This is a genomic window from Burkholderia sp. KBS0801, from assembly GCF_005937855.2.
GTDB classification, from domain to species: domain Bacteria; phylum Pseudomonadota; class Gammaproteobacteria; order Burkholderiales; family Burkholderiaceae; genus Burkholderia; species Burkholderia ambifaria.
In genome coordinates this window covers 1,550,879-1,567,968 of sequence record NZ_CP042178.1, presented here as the reverse complement: position 1 = coordinate 1,567,968, position 17,090 = coordinate 1,550,879, and the positions used below count along the sequence as shown (strand labels likewise).

General features: G+C 64.1%; 14 protein-coding genes. 10 read left to right on the top strand and 4 right to left on the bottom strand.

Features of this window, described 5'->3' with window-relative positions:
- The first annotated feature begins 118 nt into the window (after positions 1–118).
- From FFI87_RS23900 to FFI87_RS23860, 9 genes are all read left to right on the top strand, one after another.
- Positions 119–1,153, top strand: coding sequence for a substrate-binding domain-containing protein (locus FFI87_RS23900; RefSeq protein WP_138848791.1), 1,035 nt, complete (start codon positions 119–121; stop codon positions 1,151–1,153).
- Between the two features lie 396 nt (positions 1,154–1,549).
- Positions 1,550–4,495, top strand: coding sequence for a type VI secretion system Vgr family protein (locus FFI87_RS23895; RefSeq protein WP_138848792.1), 2,946 nt, complete (start codon positions 1,550–1,552; stop codon positions 4,493–4,495).
- 3 nt (positions 4,496–4,498) lie between these two features.
- Positions 4,499–6,505: a phospholipase D-like domain-containing protein gene (locus FFI87_RS23890; protein WP_138848793.1), complete on the top strand. Its 2,007-nt coding sequence runs from the start codon at positions 4,499–4,501 to the stop codon at positions 6,503–6,505.
- Positions 6,506–6,508: 3 nt separating this feature from the next.
- The gene (locus tag FFI87_RS23885) at positions 6,509–7,816 is read left to right on the top strand and encodes a sel1 repeat family protein (protein ID WP_222430041.1); all 1,308 of its coding nucleotides are present in this window, start codon (positions 6,509–6,511) and stop codon (positions 7,814–7,816) included.
- 22 nt (positions 7,817–7,838) lie between these two features.
- Entirely contained in the window at positions 7,839–8,126 is a 288-nt protein-coding gene (locus FFI87_RS23880; RefSeq protein ID WP_012365977.1) for a PAAR domain-containing protein, read from the top strand.
- Between the two features lie 409 nt (positions 8,127–8,535).
- Positions 8,536–9,222, top strand: coding sequence for a type 1 glutamine amidotransferase domain-containing protein (locus tag FFI87_RS23875; RefSeq protein WP_138848794.1), 687 nt, complete (start codon positions 8,536–8,538; stop codon positions 9,220–9,222).
- A 148-nt stretch (positions 9,223–9,370) separates the two neighbouring features.
- Entirely contained in the window at positions 9,371–10,480 is a 1,110-nt protein-coding gene (locus FFI87_RS23870; protein ID WP_006754894.1) for an NADH:flavin oxidoreductase/NADH oxidase, read from the top strand.
- Positions 10,481–10,641: 161 nt separating this feature from the next.
- Complete coding sequence (locus FFI87_RS23865) at positions 10,642–11,712, top strand: AI-2E family transporter (RefSeq protein WP_138848795.1); 1,071 nt, start codon at positions 10,642–10,644, stop codon at positions 11,710–11,712.
- Between the two features lie 223 nt (positions 11,713–11,935).
- On the top strand, positions 11,936–12,310 hold the full coding sequence (locus FFI87_RS23860; protein ID WP_105832795.1) for a hypothetical protein: 375 nt from the start codon (positions 11,936–11,938) through the stop codon (positions 12,308–12,310).
- 33 nt (positions 12,311–12,343) lie between these two features.
- On the opposite strand, the gene FFI87_RS23855 is transcribed toward FFI87_RS23860, so the two are convergent.
- On the bottom strand, positions 12,344–13,138 hold the full coding sequence (locus FFI87_RS23855; RefSeq protein WP_138848796.1) for an SDR family NAD(P)-dependent oxidoreductase: 795 nt from the start codon (positions 13,136–13,138) through the stop codon (positions 12,344–12,346).
- 161 nt (positions 13,139–13,299) lie between these two features.
- On the opposite strand from FFI87_RS23855, the gene FFI87_RS23850 reads away from it, so the two are divergent.
- Positions 13,300–14,148, top strand: coding sequence for an AraC family transcriptional regulator (locus tag FFI87_RS23850; protein WP_138848797.1), 849 nt, complete (start codon positions 13,300–13,302; stop codon positions 14,146–14,148).
- A 90-nt stretch (positions 14,149–14,238) separates the two neighbouring features.
- Here FFI87_RS23850 and FFI87_RS23845 read toward each other — a convergent pair whose 3' ends face one another.
- The 3 genes from FFI87_RS23845 to FFI87_RS23835 all read right to left on the bottom strand — a co-directional run bounded on the left by FFI87_RS23845 (position 14,239) and on the right by FFI87_RS23835 (position 17,080).
- Positions 14,239–14,844 (bottom strand): LysE family translocator, encoded by a 606-nt coding sequence (locus tag FFI87_RS23845; RefSeq protein ID WP_138848798.1) that lies wholly within the window; start codon positions 14,842–14,844, stop codon positions 14,239–14,241.
- 95 nt (positions 14,845–14,939) lie between these two features.
- A complete protein-coding gene (locus FFI87_RS23840; protein ID WP_138848799.1) occupies positions 14,940–16,388 on the bottom strand; it encodes a heavy metal sensor histidine kinase in 1,449 nt (482 codons plus the stop codon).
- Entirely contained in the window at positions 16,385–17,080 is a 696-nt protein-coding gene (locus tag FFI87_RS23835; RefSeq protein ID WP_006755759.1) for a heavy metal response regulator transcription factor, read from the bottom strand. Before FFI87_RS23835 ends, FFI87_RS23840 begins: the two co-directional genes overlap by 4 nt.
- Positions 17,081–17,090: the final 10 nt, after the last annotated feature.

Sequence of the window (17,090 nt, the reverse complement as noted above, 5' to 3'; positions counted from 1 at the left end):
ATGTCCAAACCGGTTTGGATGCTATTTCAAACCGGTTTGGACGTCAAAAGATAAATATTTGACGGTAATAACTACCAATCGGCAATAATTGCCGCGCAAGCGGGTTTTGCCGAGTGGCATGCACAACGCGAGGAGCGACGTGAAGGTGAATCTGAAGGCGCTATCGGACGCGCTCGGGCTGTCGCGCACGACGGTCAGTCGCGCACTGAACGGCTATGACGACGTGAGCGAGGCGACCCGCGAGCGCGTGATGAAGGCCGCGCGGGAGCTCGGTTACGTCGCGGATCCGACCGCGCGCCGGCTGGCGACCGGGCGCTCCGACGCGATCGGCATCGTCTATCCGTTCGGCGCGGGCGATCTCGGCGATCCGCGCTTCGGCGAAGTCGTCGCGGGCATCACCGAGCGGCTGGCGGAGCGCAATCTCGACTTCATCATCGCGTCCGCGCGGCCGAACGCCGAGCTGGACACCTATCGACGGCTCGTGGACGGCAAACTCGTCGACGGGCTGATCGTCGCGCGCACGCTGGTCGACGATCCGCGCCTCGCGTATCTGAGGTCGAATGCGTTTCCGTACGTCGCGTATGGCCGCACGCAGGCCGTCGAGCCCTACGCGTGGTTCGATTTCGACAACGAAGCGGGCGCACGGGATGCGGTGCGGCGCCTGATCGGCTTCGGCCATCGCCGCATCGCGATGATCAGCGCGCCGCTGTCGCTCAATTTCGCGATGCAGCGTCGCGCCGGCTATCTCGCGGCGCTGCGCGAGGCCGGCATCGAGTCCGATCCGGCGCTGCTCATCGAGTGTGCGTTTACGCGCGACGGCGGGCAGCAGGGCGTGCAGACGTTGCTCGAGCGGGCCGAACCGCCGACGGCGCTGTTCGTCGACAACAATATCGCGGGCGGCGGGGCGTTCCGCGCGCTGGTCGACCGCGGCGTGCGCCTGGGGCGGGACATGTCGTTGATCGTCTATGACGGCGTGCCGCCGGACGTCGCGCATCCGTATCGGGTGACGGCGGTCGTGCAGCCGACCGGCCAGGCGTCCGGACGAGCGCTGGCGGATCTCATGCTGGGGTTGCTCTCGGACGGCCTGCGCGGCCAGCGGCTCGAGATGCCGGTGATCGAGGCTGGGGATACGGACGGGCCGCTGCGCGGTTAGTTTTCCGGGATGAATAGTTTTGTGTCATGCGTCATTGCAGACGCCCAGACGCGGCTCCGTGAATTTCTCGGTAACGACTTGCTGTCGCCAATCGTGCCGAAACGCGAGCCCTGCATCCGGTCGCTGGGCCGCTTGCCCCGCCGAGGGTATTAAAAGCCTCGCAAATCGATGAAAGCAAAACGAAAGAAGCAACGCAATCCTTTGTGGCTTGATGAATTCCATCCGGAGGGCGCGTAAAAAATCGTCAAACAAACGGCCGACGAATCCAGCCGATGTCACGTATCTGCCTTATTCCGGATAAACTCGCGCGAGCGGCAGTATGAGCGACCGCGGACCGTCCTTTTTGCGTTGCATCCTTGTGACGGTCGAACCTGAGAGACAAGGACGAAAAAACAGATGGCACTCAGACCGACAGATTCGGGGAGTTTGAGATACAGCGACATCTTCGACGCAATCAACCGTGGCCTCATGCAGCATGGCCGTTTGCTGACGCTGCGCACCCCGTTGGGCGATAACGTACTCACGCCCGTTCGCGCGAAAGGCTGGTCGAAGATTGGCCGCGACTATCGCTGGACTGTTGATGCGGTATCCACGCGTGACGACATCGAATTGCTCGCGCTGATGCATCAGCAGGTTTCGTTACTGATTCAGCAACCGGCGGCTTCCTTCTCCAACGTTGAATACCGACCGATCCACGGCTTCGTGCATCAGATCAGGCGCTTGGGAGCCGACGGCGCGCTTTCGCTTTACCAGATCGAGTTCGCGTCGGCCCTGTTCTTCCTGGGTGAAGGTCGTGACGATTATTACTGGCTGGACTCGAACGCCGTCCAGAGCATCAGCACCGTCTTCGACAAATACCCCCAGTTGCGCGGGCACTACCGGTTCAATCTCAGCAACCAGGCAAGTACGCGCTCTTACACGCGACAGAGCGAATCGGATTTGAATTTCGTTCAACGCTTGCTGGAAGACGAGGGGTGGTACTTCTATTGGGAGCATGCGCCCGTCAAGGATAACGAACCGCCGCAGACCATGCTGGTTATCGTGGATAGCGTTTCGGCGTTGCCAGAAGCGCACGACGTCACGTATTCCCGCAGCAATGCGGGTGATGAAATCGATGGCTTGACGCAGTGGGTGATGCAGCAGACGGCGCAGCCCACGGAATTCAAGTCCACTTCGTTCGATCAGGATCGGCCGGGTTCCAGCTTCGCGGCAGGTAGTTTGATGGAGGCGACCACATACACGGTCCAGCATTACCGCGACAAGGAAACCCTCAGTGTTCCAGGCGTTCCTGCGACGGTGTATGAACCGACGACGTTGGGCTATCCGGACTCCGACAGCGGTGCCCGCCGTGCGCGGATTCGGACGCAGGCATGGGAGGCGATGGCCCGTCGTTTCATCGGCGTCGGCGGGGTGCGTTGGCTCGATGCTGGTTCGCGCTTTGTGCTGAACGACCATCCGCGTCACGATGCACCTGATTCGAAGGACCGGGAGTTTCTGGCGGTCGAGATGCACTGGTTCATCCTGAACAACGTGCCGTTCGCCCGTCAGTCGGAGGCATTTCCATTCAGCCTGCAACCGGAGTTCGATCGCGTTCAGGAGGAATACGAACAGGCGTCCGTGTCTCGGCCTCATGCGGATGACGGTTCCGTCGGCTTCTTCTTGATGAAGACCGAAGCGCAGCGTGCCGATGTCGTCTACCGTAGTCCGCTCGAACACAAGAAGCCGGTGATGCAAGTCGAGCATCTGTTGGTCGGCGCACCGAACGGCGAGGAAGCGTGGACGAACAAGAACAACGAGATCCGTGGCCGATTCGCATGGGACCGGCAGAGTAAGCCGGACGAGTACAACACGTCGCCGTGGATGCGCGTCATGCAGGGCGACACCGGTGACGGCTACGGTGCGGTTCATGTGCCGCGTAAGGGCGAATGGGTCGCTATCGGTTACTGGCAAGGCGACTGTGATCGCCCCTTCGTGATGGGTAGATTGCCTGGTGGGACCACTCAGCAGCCGTGGCATTCGGATGTACTGAAGTCGGGCCAGCAGTCGCGCGGTTTCGGCAATACCGGTGCGTACAACGCGCTGATCCACGACGATTCCACGCATCAGGGCGGTCAGCGGCTGACGAGTTATACCGGAGGCACCTATCACCTGTTCCATCAGGGATACCTGATTGACCAGACGGGCAATACGCGTGGTGGTTATCGCGGAATCGGTTACAAACTTCATACCGACGCATTCGGTGCCATGCGCGCGAATCAGGGGATGGCGATCAGCACGCAGCACAAGTCCCCGGACGCCGAACAACTGGACGTGCGAGAAGCACGCCAGCAACTGGCCCGTGCGGGGAATTTGGTCGATTCGTTGTCGGAAGCCAGCAAGGGGCATCAGGCGGCGGACCTCAAGACCGGTCACGATGCGTTGAAGCACTTCGCGGACGCACTGGAATTGCCGCAGACACCTGAGGCCAAGGGTGGTCGCACGGCGGGTGGCGGCACAGGCACCGCGAACGCTTTCAAGGAACCCGTGATGCTGCTGGACAGCCCGGCGGGAATTGCGGCGTCAACTCAGCAATCCGTGCATCTCGCGGCAGACCAACTGCTCAATCTTGTCAGCGGTCAGACCACGACCGTTGCGTCGGGACAGTCGTTGATCGTCGCGGCCCTCAACCTGATCAGCCTCTTTGCGCAGAACGGCGGTATGAAGGCCATCGCCGCCAAGGGCGACATCGATATCCAGGCGCATGCCGGTGTGATCGATCTGGCAGCCCAACTGGCGTTGCACATCCGGTCCGTGACGGATGTCATCGAAGTCGCTTCCGGCAAGGAAGTCAGGATCTTATGCGGTGGCGCGATCATCCAGATCAACCACGACGGCAGCATTAACATCCACTCACCGGGCAAGATCGACTTCAAGGCAGCCAGCTATTCATTCGCCGGCCCTGCACGAGTCGACATCACGAACCCGGCGTTCAAGGATTCGCCGGTTCAGAAACTGTCGCTGAACACATTTGCGTCACCTTCTTCAACCGGTGTTGCCCCGGTTGGAATGCCCTATAAGCTATATGCCGATGGCGCGCTGGTTAAGCAAGGTGTGTTCGATAAGTCCGGGCAGCTACCTATTGATCATCACGTGGCGACGCAGAAATACACGCTTGAACTGGCGAACGGTGACCGGCACGACATTCCGGTGCCCGGCGAATACCGCGACCCGACAAACGGGGCGCTCGCGAACCGGGGCATCCAGTTCCATGAGGGACAGCCGGACAGCGACACCGCCGCGGCAGACCGCGCAGCGCACCGGCAGATTTATGGCGATCTGCTCAATCCCTCTTCGGAAGCATAGTTCATGGCAAACAGTTCACCTGCTTCGGATGCCTTCGTCGCAACGACGCCCATTGCGCTGAATCACACGAACAACGGAACAGTCACGTTCCGCTGGTTCGTGGAAAAGACCGAATACAACCCGGCTGCCGCGACCTTTCGTCCGCTTGTGAACGGCGAGGAAGCATTTGGTCACGTGTACGAGCAGATTTCGAAGGCGCGGCACTCCATCGATATCATCTGCTGGGGCTTTCAGCCCTCGATGATGTTCAAGCGTGACGGCCAAGGAGTCGGCATTGGCGAACTGCTGCGTCAGAAGGGGGAAGCTGGCGTCAAGGTGCGGTTGTTGGTCTGGCGCGATCCGGCGTTCGTATCGGAACTCAGCGAAAACAACATGCCCGGCAACGACATCGCGACGGATGTCAAACAACGGTTGCCGGATTCCGCCTATGAGACGTTCTCGATGATGTCGCGTGACTACCAGACCGATCAGCAGCGCAAGATCGATGAGGAATGGTACCGGCGCGCGAACCTGCACAACGTTACGCTCAGCTTACCGGCAGGGCCGCGCGATGTATATATTGCGGCCAAGGGCGCGTTGTACCAAAAGGAAGCATTCAAAAACATTGACTTTGCGACACGCGGTTTCAGTGCGGTCAATCGCGCCGAAATCGCGTGGCATACGTTCTGGCATGGAAAGGACCGGGACCGCGATGTTTTGACGCGCGCGCAGAACAGTGCGTCGATGGGATTGGCCGAACCGACGCATCACCAGAAAATGGTACTTGTCGATTACGAAGACCCGGAGAATGCGCGTGGCTTCGTCATGGGGCACAACATGCTCGACCAGTACTGGGACACGAACGATCACAGCTACGTGCGCAAGACGCCGACGACGGGCCGCAACGGGCTTTCGCCATGGCAGGATATCTCTGCGTGGGTGACAGGACCGGTGCTACGCTACCTGAACGAAAATTTCTGTCAGGCGTGGGACGATGCAACAGGACAAGGCCTTGCCGAGAAACGCAAGGGTCTGCACACGCGACTGAAGGTGCGAATCGATCCAGGTGGCGACACCCGTGTCATGTCGCAGATACTGCGCACGCAGTCGCAGAAGGGCAAGCGCGACATCGAGAAGCTGTATCTTCAGGCCGTCAATAACGCGACGCAGCATGTCTTTATCGAAAATCAGTATTTCCGGTGGGTGCCGCTCGCAGAGAGGATCAAGGCGGTCGCGGTGCAGCAACAGAAGTGGGGGCGAGATTCCGGCAAGCACGGTATGGTGTATCTGTTCGTCATCACGAACTCCACCGACGCGGCGGTGGGTACGGGAACGCTGACAACGTATCGCATGCTTGATGCGTTGGGACAGGCGAAATCGATGCCGGGCGTGGGAGCGATCTTGCAGGAGAGCGACCGCCAATCCGACCTGAGAAAACAATTTGCCGACGTGGTAAGCAAACAGCAGGACGCCGGGCAGGAATATCTGGGCGCGCTTCAGATGCAAGGCATGGCGAACACGCCCGCGACCACGCAGGCGGTTGCGCAGGCGAAGCAAAAGGTCGATCAACTCAAGGCGCAGCGTGCCGGGATCGAGTCGCAAATGAAGGGGCCGGCGCATCCGGTGATGAACCGCGACTATCCGGGGCTCAAGGTGCATGTCTGTACGCTGGTTGCGCCGGATTCGCCGCCCGGAAAATGGGAGCCCGTTTACGTACATGCCAAGCTGATGACGATTGACGACACGTTCACAACCATCGGTTCGGCGAACATCAATACGCGGAGCATGGAAGCGGACAGCGAACTCAACATCTGCCATGAACACGGCGATGTGACGAAGCGATTGCGGCAGCAATTATGGAATTTGCACACGGGTGGGAGGGGAGCGCAGGATGATCCCCAAGCAGCGTTCAAGAATTGGGAGCTTCTCATCAATAACAACGCCGATTTTCAGAAGGCTGGCGACCAGTCCCCCGCTGCATCTCTAGTCGGTTTTATGCGAACCTCGAACAAAATTACCCGTTCCGACTGATTCATGAACCGATACGCCACCATCATTGCGCTTGCCCTCCTGGCCTGCGCTTGTACGAAAAAGGAAGCGCCAGTGACATCGTTGCCCGACATGAGCGCCGTGCGTGCGAACCTCGCTTTTACCTGCACGCATCAGGCCGATCATTTGCCGTCGCTTGATCCACAGGCAGACAGTCTGTTTCGTTACGCACGGTTTTTGGAAAAGCAGGACGGTCCGAAGGATTTCAACGAGGTTGCGCGCTATTACCGGATCGCGGCAGCGCACGGGCACTACAAGGCCAACCAGAATCTTCAGTCGTTGATTTCCGATGGTTTGGCGGACTCGCCCGATGCGCCGAAGGAGACGGTGGCGCTTGCCGTGCGACTGATTCAACAAGGCATCCCCGCGGGCTATTACGACATCGGCCACTATCTCGAAACGGGCTATGGACTGGGGCAAGATGCCGAGATGGCGCTGCGCTATTTTCGGAAGGCTGCCGATCTGGGGAGCCCGGAAGCGCAGACATATGTTGCCGAGTTGTTGGCCCCACATGACAAGGCCCCGGATATTGCGCGCCAGATGCGTCGGTGCGCGGCCGACCAAGGGTATGGCGAGGCAGCCAACGCGTTGGGAATTAATTTGAAGAATAGCGCGTTGTATAGCGAAGCGGTCGATGCTTTTCAGAAGGGTGTAGCGGCAGGCAACACCCAAGCCGCTTTGGCGCTCGAAAACGGGTTCAAGGCTCCGCCTCAGTCCGATCGGCTTTCATATCTGTCGCTTCCAAATGATGTGGAGCGAACACGCCGCTACGCCTTGATCGGTAAGTTCATCGACGGTAACGACGGACGCAATCCCAAGGTTCCGGACATCGACAAGATCGTGCCGCTTCCGCCGGCACAGCTTCCGCCATGGGATGGCACCTTCCAATGGCAGAAGGAACAGGAAGCTGCTGTCCCGCCGCAGAAGCCTTCGGACGAGATGATCAATGAGATGGCGAAAGCCCAAAATCTCGATCCGAAAACCGGTTTGCCGCTCGAAGGGAAAACCGAAAAGACTTCGCAACAGGATCAGACGCAGACCGTTGCTGCACGTCTGCCGTTGGGAACCGTCGCGCACACCGGCCAGCAATGCCCGGAAGATGGGGTATGGTGCGCGAAACTGGATGCCGGTCAGGTCGGCGATGCGACACGCAGGTTTCTAAAGGGTGACGCGTTGCCGTCCGTTATCGTGCACGAACCACGACGGCTGGCCGTTCTCGACAGCGTGATGGGTACGCGGCAGCGCATGGCACCTGTCGCATGGGAACTCGTCGCTTACCTCGGCCAGGCTTGATTTTGAATACGCCACGTAAACCATGACTCGATACCTGATCCTCGACGGTGATCACACGACCGTGGCCGGAACGGTCCGAGCAAAGGGGACACCGTTCGTATTGGACAATAAACATATCGCCCACGAAGACGATGACGTGATTTGTCCGGCTTGCAAGTCGATTGGCAAGATTCAATGCGACGGCCCGCGACTTCCGATGACAGGGCCAGATGGAAGGCGCGTCGCGCTGAGCGACGATCTGTGTATTTGCAAGTGCCCGACGCCGCCGAAGCTCGTTGCGTCGCAGCAGGTCATGTCGGTTGACGTGTGATTCCGTCAGCCGGTCGTTGTCGACAGCGACCGGCTAGTAGTGAGAGGAAACGTCGAAAAGCCATGTCAACGACAGGGCCGAACACGATGTTACTAGACGACCGGTCTAATCCGAGGCTATGATCCGGTCTCAATGAATGCGACGCCATACCTGCCGCACTCAGCCGGACGCGAAAACGCCATATCGCGCGGCGATGCTGGTGATGCAGGAGATGCCGTCGTTTTTTTCGGGGCTCGTCTAGACGACTGGTCTAATAGCCCGCGCAACATTTTCGGTGAGCGGCCGGCACGTTGACGCGCGCCAGCTGACTAACCGGCAGGCGCGCCGTCGCCGCCGGCCCGCGGCGTGCGTCACGCTGGCCGCGGCCGTGACGCGGCGCCGTTCCCCCATTTCGAAGGAGTGTCCGATCATGAAGATTCTGGTTGTCCTGACCTCGCACGACACGCTCGGCGACACCGGCAAGAAAACGGGCTTCTGGCTCGAGGAACTGGCCGCACCGTACTACGGGTTCAAGGATGCGGGCGTCGAGCTGACGCTCGCGTCGCCGAAGGGCGGCCAGCCGCCGCTCGACCCGAAGAGCAGCGATCCGACCGCGCAAACCGACGCGACGCGCCGCTTCGACGCGGATCCGGCGGCCAAGGCCGAACTTGCCGCAACCCGCAAGCTGGCCGACGTGTCGATCAACGATTACGACGCGGTGTTCTATCCGGGCGGGCATGGTCCGCTATGGGATCTCGCCGAGGATCTGCATTCGATCGGCCTGATCGAGCGCGCGCTGGCGGCCGGCAAGCCGGTCGCGGCCGTGTGCCATGCGCCGGGCGTGCTGCGCCACGTGAAGGATCCGAAAACCGCCGAGTCGGTCGTGCGCGGCAAGCGCGTGACGGGCTTCACCAACAGCGAGGAAGCGGCCGTCGAGCTGACGGAAGTGGTGCCGTTCCTCGTCGAGGACATGCTGACGACCAACGGCGCGCAGTTCGAACGCAGCGCCGACTGGGCGCCGCATGTCGTCACCGACGGGCTGCTGATCACCGGGCAGAACCCCGCGTCGTCGGAACCCGCTGCCGAGGCGCTGCTCGCGAAGCTCGGCCGCCAGTAAGCCGGCCGGCGCCGGCATGACCGGCGCCACGCCGCTTCCGTCGTCGGACGCGCCGCGCGCCGCGCCCCGCGACGGACCCATCGCTCCGCTGTGCATACCGCACGGCGGGTCATCCAGTCGTTTCGTAGAACCAAGCAAAGGAGTGTCGATGTCTGCCCTGTTCGAACCGTTCAAACTCAAGGATGTCACGCTGCGCAACCGCATCGCGGTGCCGCCGATGTGCCAGTACGTCGCCGAAGACGGCGTCGTCAACGACTGGCATCACGTGCATCTGGCCAGCATCGCGCGCGGCGGCGCGGGCCTCGTGATCGCCGAGGCGACGGCCGTGTCGCCGGAAGGCCGCATCACGCCGGGCTGCGCCGGGCTGTGGACCGACGCGCAGGCCGAGGCGTTCGCGCCGTCGGTCGCGGCGATCAAGGCGGCCGGTGCGGTGCCGGGCATCCAGATCGCGCATGCGGGCCGCAAGGCGAGCGCGAACCGTCCGTGGGAAGGCGACGACCACATCGCCGAAGGCGATCCGCGCGGCTGGCAGACCATCGCACCGTCGGCCGTGCCGTTCGGCGCGCACCTGCCGAAGGTGCCGCGGGCGATGACGCATGACGACATCGCGCGCGTGCAGGCCGACTTCGTCGCGTCGGCGAAGCGCGCCCGCGACCTCGGCTTCGAATGGCTCGAGCTGCACTTCGCGCACGGCTATCTCGGCCAGAGCTTCTTCTCGGTGCACGCGAACCAGCGCGACGACGAGTACGGCGGTTCCGCCGAAAACCGCGGCCGCTTCATCGTCGACACGCTGAAGGCCGTCCGCCAGGTCTGGCCGGAGCACCTGCCGCTGACCGCGCGTCTCGGCGTGATCGAGTACGACGGCCGCGACGAAGAGACGCTCGCCGAATCGATCGCGCTCACGCAGCGGATGAAGCAGGAAGGGCTCGACATGCTGAGCGTGTCGGTCGGCTTCTCGACGCCAGACGCGCAGATTCCGTGGGGCCCGGCGTTCCTCGCACCGATCGCCGAACGCGTGCGCCGCGAAGCCGGCCTGCCGGTGTCGTCCGCATGGGGGATCGACACGCCGCAACTCGCCAATCGCGTCGTCGCCGAGCAGCAGCTCGACCTCGTGATGGTCGGCCGCGCGCATCTTGCCGATCCGCACTGGCCGTACTACGCGGCCAAGCAGCTCGGCGTCGAGCGTCCGTCGTGGACGCTGCCCGCGCCGTACGCGCACTGGCTCGAACGCTACCGCGTCGCCGACAAGGTGGCCTGAGAACGCGTTGCGGCGTGCGGCACCGCCGCGCTGGCGGCACGCATTTGACGATGCATGACATCGCGGCCGCATGCCGTTGCGGTGCCGATGGATAGAATGGCGGTTCGTACAGGCTTTCGGCCTGCGCGAACCGCCATTTTTTTCATTTCGACAGAGGTGCCATGCGCGTACATGTGTCGCCGTCCCAGGATTCCGCCGCGCGGCCGCGCGCTCAGCAGATCGCCCGCGCCGTGCTGTATGCGGCGCTGCTGCTGCTCGCGCTGTGGGTGATCCGCGACTTCCTTCCCGCCATCGCGTGGGCGTGCGTGATCGCGATCGCGTTGTGGCCGTTGCTGAAACGCTTCGAATCCGAACGCGGGTTTCGCAACCGGCCGACCCTGATCGCGACCGTGATCACCGTGGGCGTGTCGCTGCTGGTGATCCTGCCGGTCGCGCTCGCGCTCGGGCAGGCGATCTCGCAGGAGCACGACCTGCGCATGTGGCTGCAGTCGGTCCAGGACAACGGCATTCCGCTGCCCGATGTGATCGCCCGGCTGCCGTACGGGGCCGCGCAGGTCACCGAGTGGTGGCAGGCCAATCTCGGTCATCCGCTGCATGCGGGCGCCGCGATGCACGGCGCGAGCGGCGAGAAATTCATCGCGTTCGGGCGGCAGTTCGGCACCAAGGTCGCGCATGCGCTGTTCGAGTTCGGCTTCATGCTGGTCACGCTGTTTGTGATCCTGAGGGCCGGCCACAAGTTGTCGGGCGCATTGCTGCACGGCGCGCGGCGCGCGTTCGGCCCCGGCGGCGGCGAGCTTATCGAACGGATGGTCGCGGCCGTATACGGGACGGTGACGGGGCTCGTCGTCGTCGGGCTGGGCGAGGGCGCGATTCTCGGCGTCGCCTATGCGCTGGCGGGCGTGCCGCATGCGGCGCTGCTCGGTCTGGTCACGGCCGTCGCCGCGATGCTGCCGTTCTGCGCGCCGATCGTGTTCTGCGGCGCGGCGCTCTGGCTGTTCGTGCAGGGTGCGACCGTCTGGGCCGTCGTGGTGCTGGTGGTCGGCTTCGTGGTCGTGTTCGTCGCCGAGCATTTCGTGCGGCCGGTGCTGATCGGCAGCTCGACCCGCTTGCCGTTCCTGCTCGTGCTGTTCGGCATCCTCGGCGGCGCCGAGACGTTCGGGCTGATCGGGCTGTTCGTCGGCCCGGCGCTGATGACGGTGCTGACGATGCTGTGGGCCGAATGGGTCGCATGACGATGCCGGTCGTTGCACCGATTCGGACCAGCGGCGTACCGGCATCGACGGGCGTGCGAGGCGGGGCGGTGCCGCAACGGTTCGCAACGATCGGGCGCGGGCCGGACGGCATTGGGCGGGGCGTCGGACACAGGCCTCGACATTTCTTTTCGATCCGGACCCAAAGGTCGAGTAGCATGGGGCTTTCGATCACGCCGGCATGGCGCAGCAGATTTCTCCCAGCATGCGATTGATTCCGATGTACCGTCCCGCAGCGACGTTGTCGCTGGCCGCCAGTTGCCTGATGCTGCACGGCTGCGCGTGGTTCGACTCGTGGCTGCCGTTCTCGTATTCGCGCACGCCGCTGGCGAGGGCTGCGTCGCGGCACGGCGCGACGCGCGCCGACGTCGTCCGCGCGGGCGGCAACCCGCGCAGCGTGTGGATGGTCCGCAACGGCAGCGGCGTCTGCTACAACTACTTCATCGAGCACGGCAACGATCACCGGCCTTACTTCGTCGTGTTCGACAAGGCCGGTGCCGTCACGCAATACGGCTTCGATACCTGCATGGACGCCGACCGCAAGGGCACGCTTCAGTCGGGCAAGACCGTTTCCCGATAGCGCGGCGGAGGCTTGGCGTGCCCGCTGGGGCCATCAAGCAATCGTATCGACCACGCCACCATCGACGCGCAACGCCGCGCCCGTCGTCGCCGAGGCCTGCGGCGAGCATACGTACACGACGAGATTCGCAACTTCCTCCGTCGTCGCCGGCCGCTGAATGATCGAACTCGCGCGCTGGCTGCGCACGAAATCCACCGCGACTTCGTCGATGCTGCGGCCCGTTTCGTCGGCCGTCGCTTTCAGCATCGCACGCACACCTTCCGACATCGTCGGCCCCGGCAGCACCGAATTGACGGTCACGCTGGTACCGGCCGCGACCTTCGCGAGGCCGCGCGCGATCGCCAGCTGGGCGGTCTTCGTGAACCCGTAGTGAATCATGTCGACCGGGATGTTCAGGCCCGATTCCGACGAAATGAACACGATGCGGCCCGCGTTGCGCTCGAGCATGCCTTTCAGATAGTGCCGTGCGAGACGCACGCCGGACATCACGTTCATCTGGAAGTAGTGGGCCCATTCGTCATCGTCGATGTCGAAGAAACCCTTCAGCCCGTAGATGCCAGCGTTGTTGACGAGGATGTCGGCCTGCGGCGTGTGCTGCGTGATGCGCGCGACGCCGGTGGCGTCGGACAGGTCGGCGGCGACGCCGTCGATGTCCGCGTCGGGCACCGCGGTGCGCAGCAGCGCGAGCGCGGCCTCGACCGACCCGTCGCTGCGTCCGTTGACGACGACACGTGCGCCCGCGTGCGCGAGCCCTTCTGCGATCGCCAGCCCGATGCCGGCGGTGGAAGCGGTGACGACCGCGGTCTTGCCTGTCAGATCGATGTGCATGAGCGTACCGGTTGAAAGAGGGAACGGAACCCGCCGCGTCCGCCGCGGCGGTCGGAATTCAAAGCTTAGGCGATCCGGCCGCGATGTGTCGGCTCGCGGTTGCATCGCGCCGCGCAGTCTTGTACGGTGTGCGTTCGCCGTCCGATCCGGGAGCCTGTCGCGTGAGCCGTTCCGCCAACACTGTCGCCGTGCCGTCGCCGTTCTGGCGCGACACCGCGCTGCCGTTCATCGAGGCGCGCACCGTCGACGACGGGCGCACGATCTGCTACGCGAAGCACACGCACGACACGTTTTCGCTCGGCGCGATCGTCGGCGGCACGAGCACCTATCTGAACGGAGCGACGAAGGAACACGTCGGGCGCGGCGTGCTCGTGATCATCGATCCGGAGCAAGTGCACGCGTGCAATCCGTACGGCCCCGACGCATGGGCGTACCGGATGGTCTACGTGGACGTGCCGTGGCTCGCGCGTCTGCAGCATTCGCTCGGGCGCGATCCGAACAGCGATTTTCACGGTTTTTCGCCGAAATGGACGGAACGGCGCGACCTGTTCGCGCAGTTCGGCCGCTTTTACCGCACGCTCGTGGCGCCCGGCGTCGATCCGCTCGGCAAGGAAAGCGCTGCGGTCGAATTCTTCACCGGGTTGCACGGCGCGCTCGATCGCGAGCTGCCCGACGACGCACGGCGTGGCGCCGACAATGCGAAGCTCGCGCGGGCGGCCGACTACATCGCCGCGCATTGCCGTCAGGCCGTCACGCTCGATGCGATCTGCGCGGCCGCCGACCTGTCGCCGTCCTACCTGATCCGCGCGTTCAACGCGCGTTACGGCATGACGCCGCATGCGTTCCTGATCGATCGCCGCGTACAGTACGGCCGCGCGGAGCTGCGCCGCGGCCGGCCGATCGCCGACGTCGCGCTCGATGCGGGCTTCGCGGACCAGGCGCACTTCCAGCGCGCGTTCCGGCGCATCGCGGCCGCCACGCCCGGACAATATCGAAGCGCCGCGAGCTGAGCGCGGGAAGGGCGGTTCTGTGCCGGCGACGGCCTGCAACATCGGTCATTCGCACCCCATCCGCCGAAAAAACACGTTGAAGCGCCCGCGCTAGAAATCGAGCAGATAAAGCGCGCTACCCGCGAGCAGCAGTGCCATCGCGCGGTTGAACAGCCGCATCCGCCGCGCATTCGCGAGCCGATGCCGCAGCGAGGCGCCCGCATACGCCCAGCACGCGATCGACGCAAAGCAGATCACCAGATACAGCGCCGCGAACTGCCAGACCTGCGCGCGGTCACCATCGGCTGCATACGCGCCCATCGCGGCCACGCACGCGAGCCACGCCTTCGGATTGAGCCACTGCATCGCCGCACCGGCCGCGGCCGACGGGCCGGCGATGTTCGGCGCGTCCGGGTCGGCCGGGTCGGCCGATAACCGGCCGTCGTCGAGCGCGAGCCGCAGCGCAAGGTAAAGCAGGAACGCGATCCCCGCCCACTGGGTGGCGGTGGTCAGCATCGGCCAGCGCGCGAGCGCCGCGTGCAGCCCGAGGCCGATCAGCAGGAACAGCGCGACGAAGCCCAGCGTCGCGCCGGCCGCATAGCGCAGGCTTGCGCCGAGACCGTGGCGCGCGCCGGCGCTGAGCGCGACGATATTGACGGGACCGGGTGTGATCGACGACGCCAGCGCGAACGCGGCCATCGAAACCAGCATGCTCATCCGTTGCCTCCATGCGAATGTCAAAGTCGCATCGAGACTAACGAAGCCGCGCGGGTCCGTATTGAAGAAAACTGCCCTCGACGGCGCAGCCGCCGTCAATGCAATGCGCGAGGGGCGGGCGCCGGCCGCAGCGGGTGCGGGTCGCCGGCATCGGGCGCCGGCAGCGGGTCGCCGTCGCACGGTTGCGTCGACACCGAGAAGCCGAACGTATTGATGCCGTCCGAACACGCGACGAACACGCTGCCGCCGTGCATCTCCGCGACCGCCTTGACGATCGACAGCCCCAGCCCGTGGTTCTCCTTGCTGTTCGCGCGCGCTTCCTCGAGCCGGTAGAAACGCTCGAACACGTGCGAGCGCTGCGCGGGATCGATCGGCTCGCCGGGGTTCGCGACCGACACGTCGACGAGCGTGTCGCGGCGCGTGATCGTCACGTTCAGCGTCGCGCCGGGCGCCGAATGCTGGATCGCGTTGATCAGCAGGTTCGTCATCGCGCGGCGGAACAGCGACGGGTCGACCGCCGCGCGCGCATCGCCGTGCAGTTCGGCGCGCAATTGCGCTTCATCGAGCGGAATTTCGAGGAAGTCGAGCATGCGCCGCACTTCGTCGGCAAGCGACACGTGCTTCAGGTCGGTCGCGCGTTCGCCGCGATCGCTGCGCGACAGGAACAGCATGTCGTTGATGATCACGCGCAACCGTTCGAACTCTTCGAGATTCGACTGCAGCGTCTGGCGCATGCGATCGACCGAACGGTCGCGGCTCGTCAGCGCGACCTGGGTCTGGCCGATCAGGATGCTGATCGGCGTGCGCAGCTCGTGCGCGACGTCCGCATTGAATGCCTCGAGCCGCGCATAGGTCTGCTGGATGCGCTCCAGCGCGCCGTTGAACGATGCGGCGAGATCGCGCAGCTCGGTCGGCAGCGCGTCGGTGTGCAGCCGCTGGCGGCGATTGGTCGCACTGATGGCCGCGGCGTCCTGCGACAGCCGTTCGAGCGGTGCGAGCCCGAAGCGCGCGACCGCGCGGCTCAGCAGCAGCGTGAGCACGGTGGCCGTCGCGATCAGCGCGGCGAGCGTCCACGCGAACCGGCGCAGCATCCGCTGCGTGCGCTCGCACGACGTCGCGACGATCAGCTTCAGGTCGGGCCGCTCGCCGCTGCCCGCGATTGCGACGGTCTTCGTCATCACGTCGTAGCTGCTGTCGTTGAGCGCGTACTGCTGGAACGCACCGAACGGCTCGCCGACGGGCGCGCCGTCGACCGGATGGCCGAAGCGGAAATCGGCGTCGGGGCTCTCGATCTGGTAGCGCGTCGAGCCGTCGGGCGGTTCGAGATCGGCGAGCTTTTCCTGCATCACGCGGCCGCGCGCGGCCGTGGTCGCGTGCGACACGATCATCTGCGCGACCTTGGCGCGCGTGTCGATCGTCGCGCGCAGTTCGGCGAACAGCTGGCGCTCCATCATCACGAACAGCCCGCAGCCGACCAGCGTGAACACGAGCAGCGACACGATGCCGAACATCGCCGACAGCCGCAGGGTGATCGAGCGTTTCATGCGTGCCGCTCCGCGTCGCCTTCCTCGCGCGCCTCGAGCACATAGCCCATGCCGCGGATCGTGTGCAGCAGTTTCTCCGCGAACGGACCGTCGAGCTTCGCGCGCAGGCGCTTGATCGCCGTCTCGACGACGTTCGCGTTGCTGTCGAAGTTCACGTCCCATACGAGCTCGGCGATCGTCGTTTTCGACAGCACCTCGCCGCTGCGCCGCGCGAGCACGCCGAGCAACTGGAATTCCTGCGCGGTGAGGTCGAGGCGCGTGCCGTCGCGGGTCGCGCGGCGACCGATCAGGTCGACGCGCAGGTCGCCGATCGAGATCAGCGTCGATTCCTGCACGCGCGCGCGGCGCGTGAGCGCGCGCAGCCGCTCGATCAGCTCGAGGAACGAGAAGGGCTTGGTCAGGTAGTCGTCGGCGCCGCCGCGCAGCCCGCGCACGCGGTCGTCGACGCGGTCGCGCGCGGTCAGCATGATCACGGGCGTCTGCTTCTGCGCGCGCAACGCGCGCAGCACGCCGAAGCCGTCGAGTTTCGGCAGCATCACGTCGAGCACGACCACGTCGTAGTCGAATTCGATGGCCTTCCACGCGCCGTCCTCGCCGTCGAGCGCGGTATCGACGACCCAGCCTTCCTCGGTCAGGCCGCTCTTCAGGTATTCGACGACTTTCGGTTCGTCTTCGACGATCAGCACTTTCATGGATTTGTTC

Excerpts from the sequence above, each read along its gene's own strand:
- FFI87_RS23900 (WP_138848791.1), top strand. The coding sequence starts at position 119 with ATGCACAACGCGAGGAGCGACGTGAAGGTGAATCTGAAGGCGCTATCG.
- FFI87_RS23895 (WP_138848792.1), top strand. The coding sequence starts at position 1,550 with ATGGCACTCAGACCGACAGATTCGGGGAGTTTGAGATACAGCGACATC.
- FFI87_RS23890 (WP_138848793.1), top strand. The coding sequence starts at position 4,499 with ATGGCAAACAGTTCACCTGCTTCGGATGCCTTCGTCGCAACGACGCCC.
- FFI87_RS23885 (WP_222430041.1), top strand. The coding sequence starts at position 6,509 with ATGAACCGATACGCCACCATCATTGCGCTTGCCCTCCTGGCCTGCGCT.
- FFI87_RS23880 (WP_012365977.1), top strand. The coding sequence starts at position 7,839 with ATGACTCGATACCTGATCCTCGACGGTGATCACACGACCGTGGCCGGA.
- FFI87_RS23875 (WP_138848794.1), top strand. The coding sequence starts at position 8,536 with ATGAAGATTCTGGTTGTCCTGACCTCGCACGACACGCTCGGCGACACC.
- FFI87_RS23870 (WP_006754894.1), top strand. The coding sequence starts at position 9,371 with ATGTCTGCCCTGTTCGAACCGTTCAAACTCAAGGATGTCACGCTGCGC.
- FFI87_RS23865 (WP_138848795.1), top strand. The coding sequence starts at position 10,642 with ATGCGCGTACATGTGTCGCCGTCCCAGGATTCCGCCGCGCGGCCGCGC.
- FFI87_RS23860 (WP_105832795.1), top strand. The coding sequence starts at position 11,936 with ATGCGATTGATTCCGATGTACCGTCCCGCAGCGACGTTGTCGCTGGCC.
- FFI87_RS23855 (WP_138848796.1), bottom strand. The coding sequence starts at position 13,138 with ATGCACATCGATCTGACAGGCAAGACCGCGGTCGTCACCGCTTCCACC.
- FFI87_RS23845 (WP_138848798.1), bottom strand. The coding sequence starts at position 14,844 with ATGAGCATGCTGGTTTCGATGGCCGCGTTCGCGCTGGCGTCGTCGATC.
- FFI87_RS23840 (WP_138848799.1), bottom strand. The coding sequence starts at position 16,388 with ATGAAACGCTCGATCACCCTGCGGCTGTCGGCGATGTTCGGCATCGTG.
- FFI87_RS23835 (WP_006755759.1), bottom strand. The coding sequence starts at position 17,080 with ATGAAAGTGCTGATCGTCGAAGACGAACCGAAAGTCGTCGAATACCTG.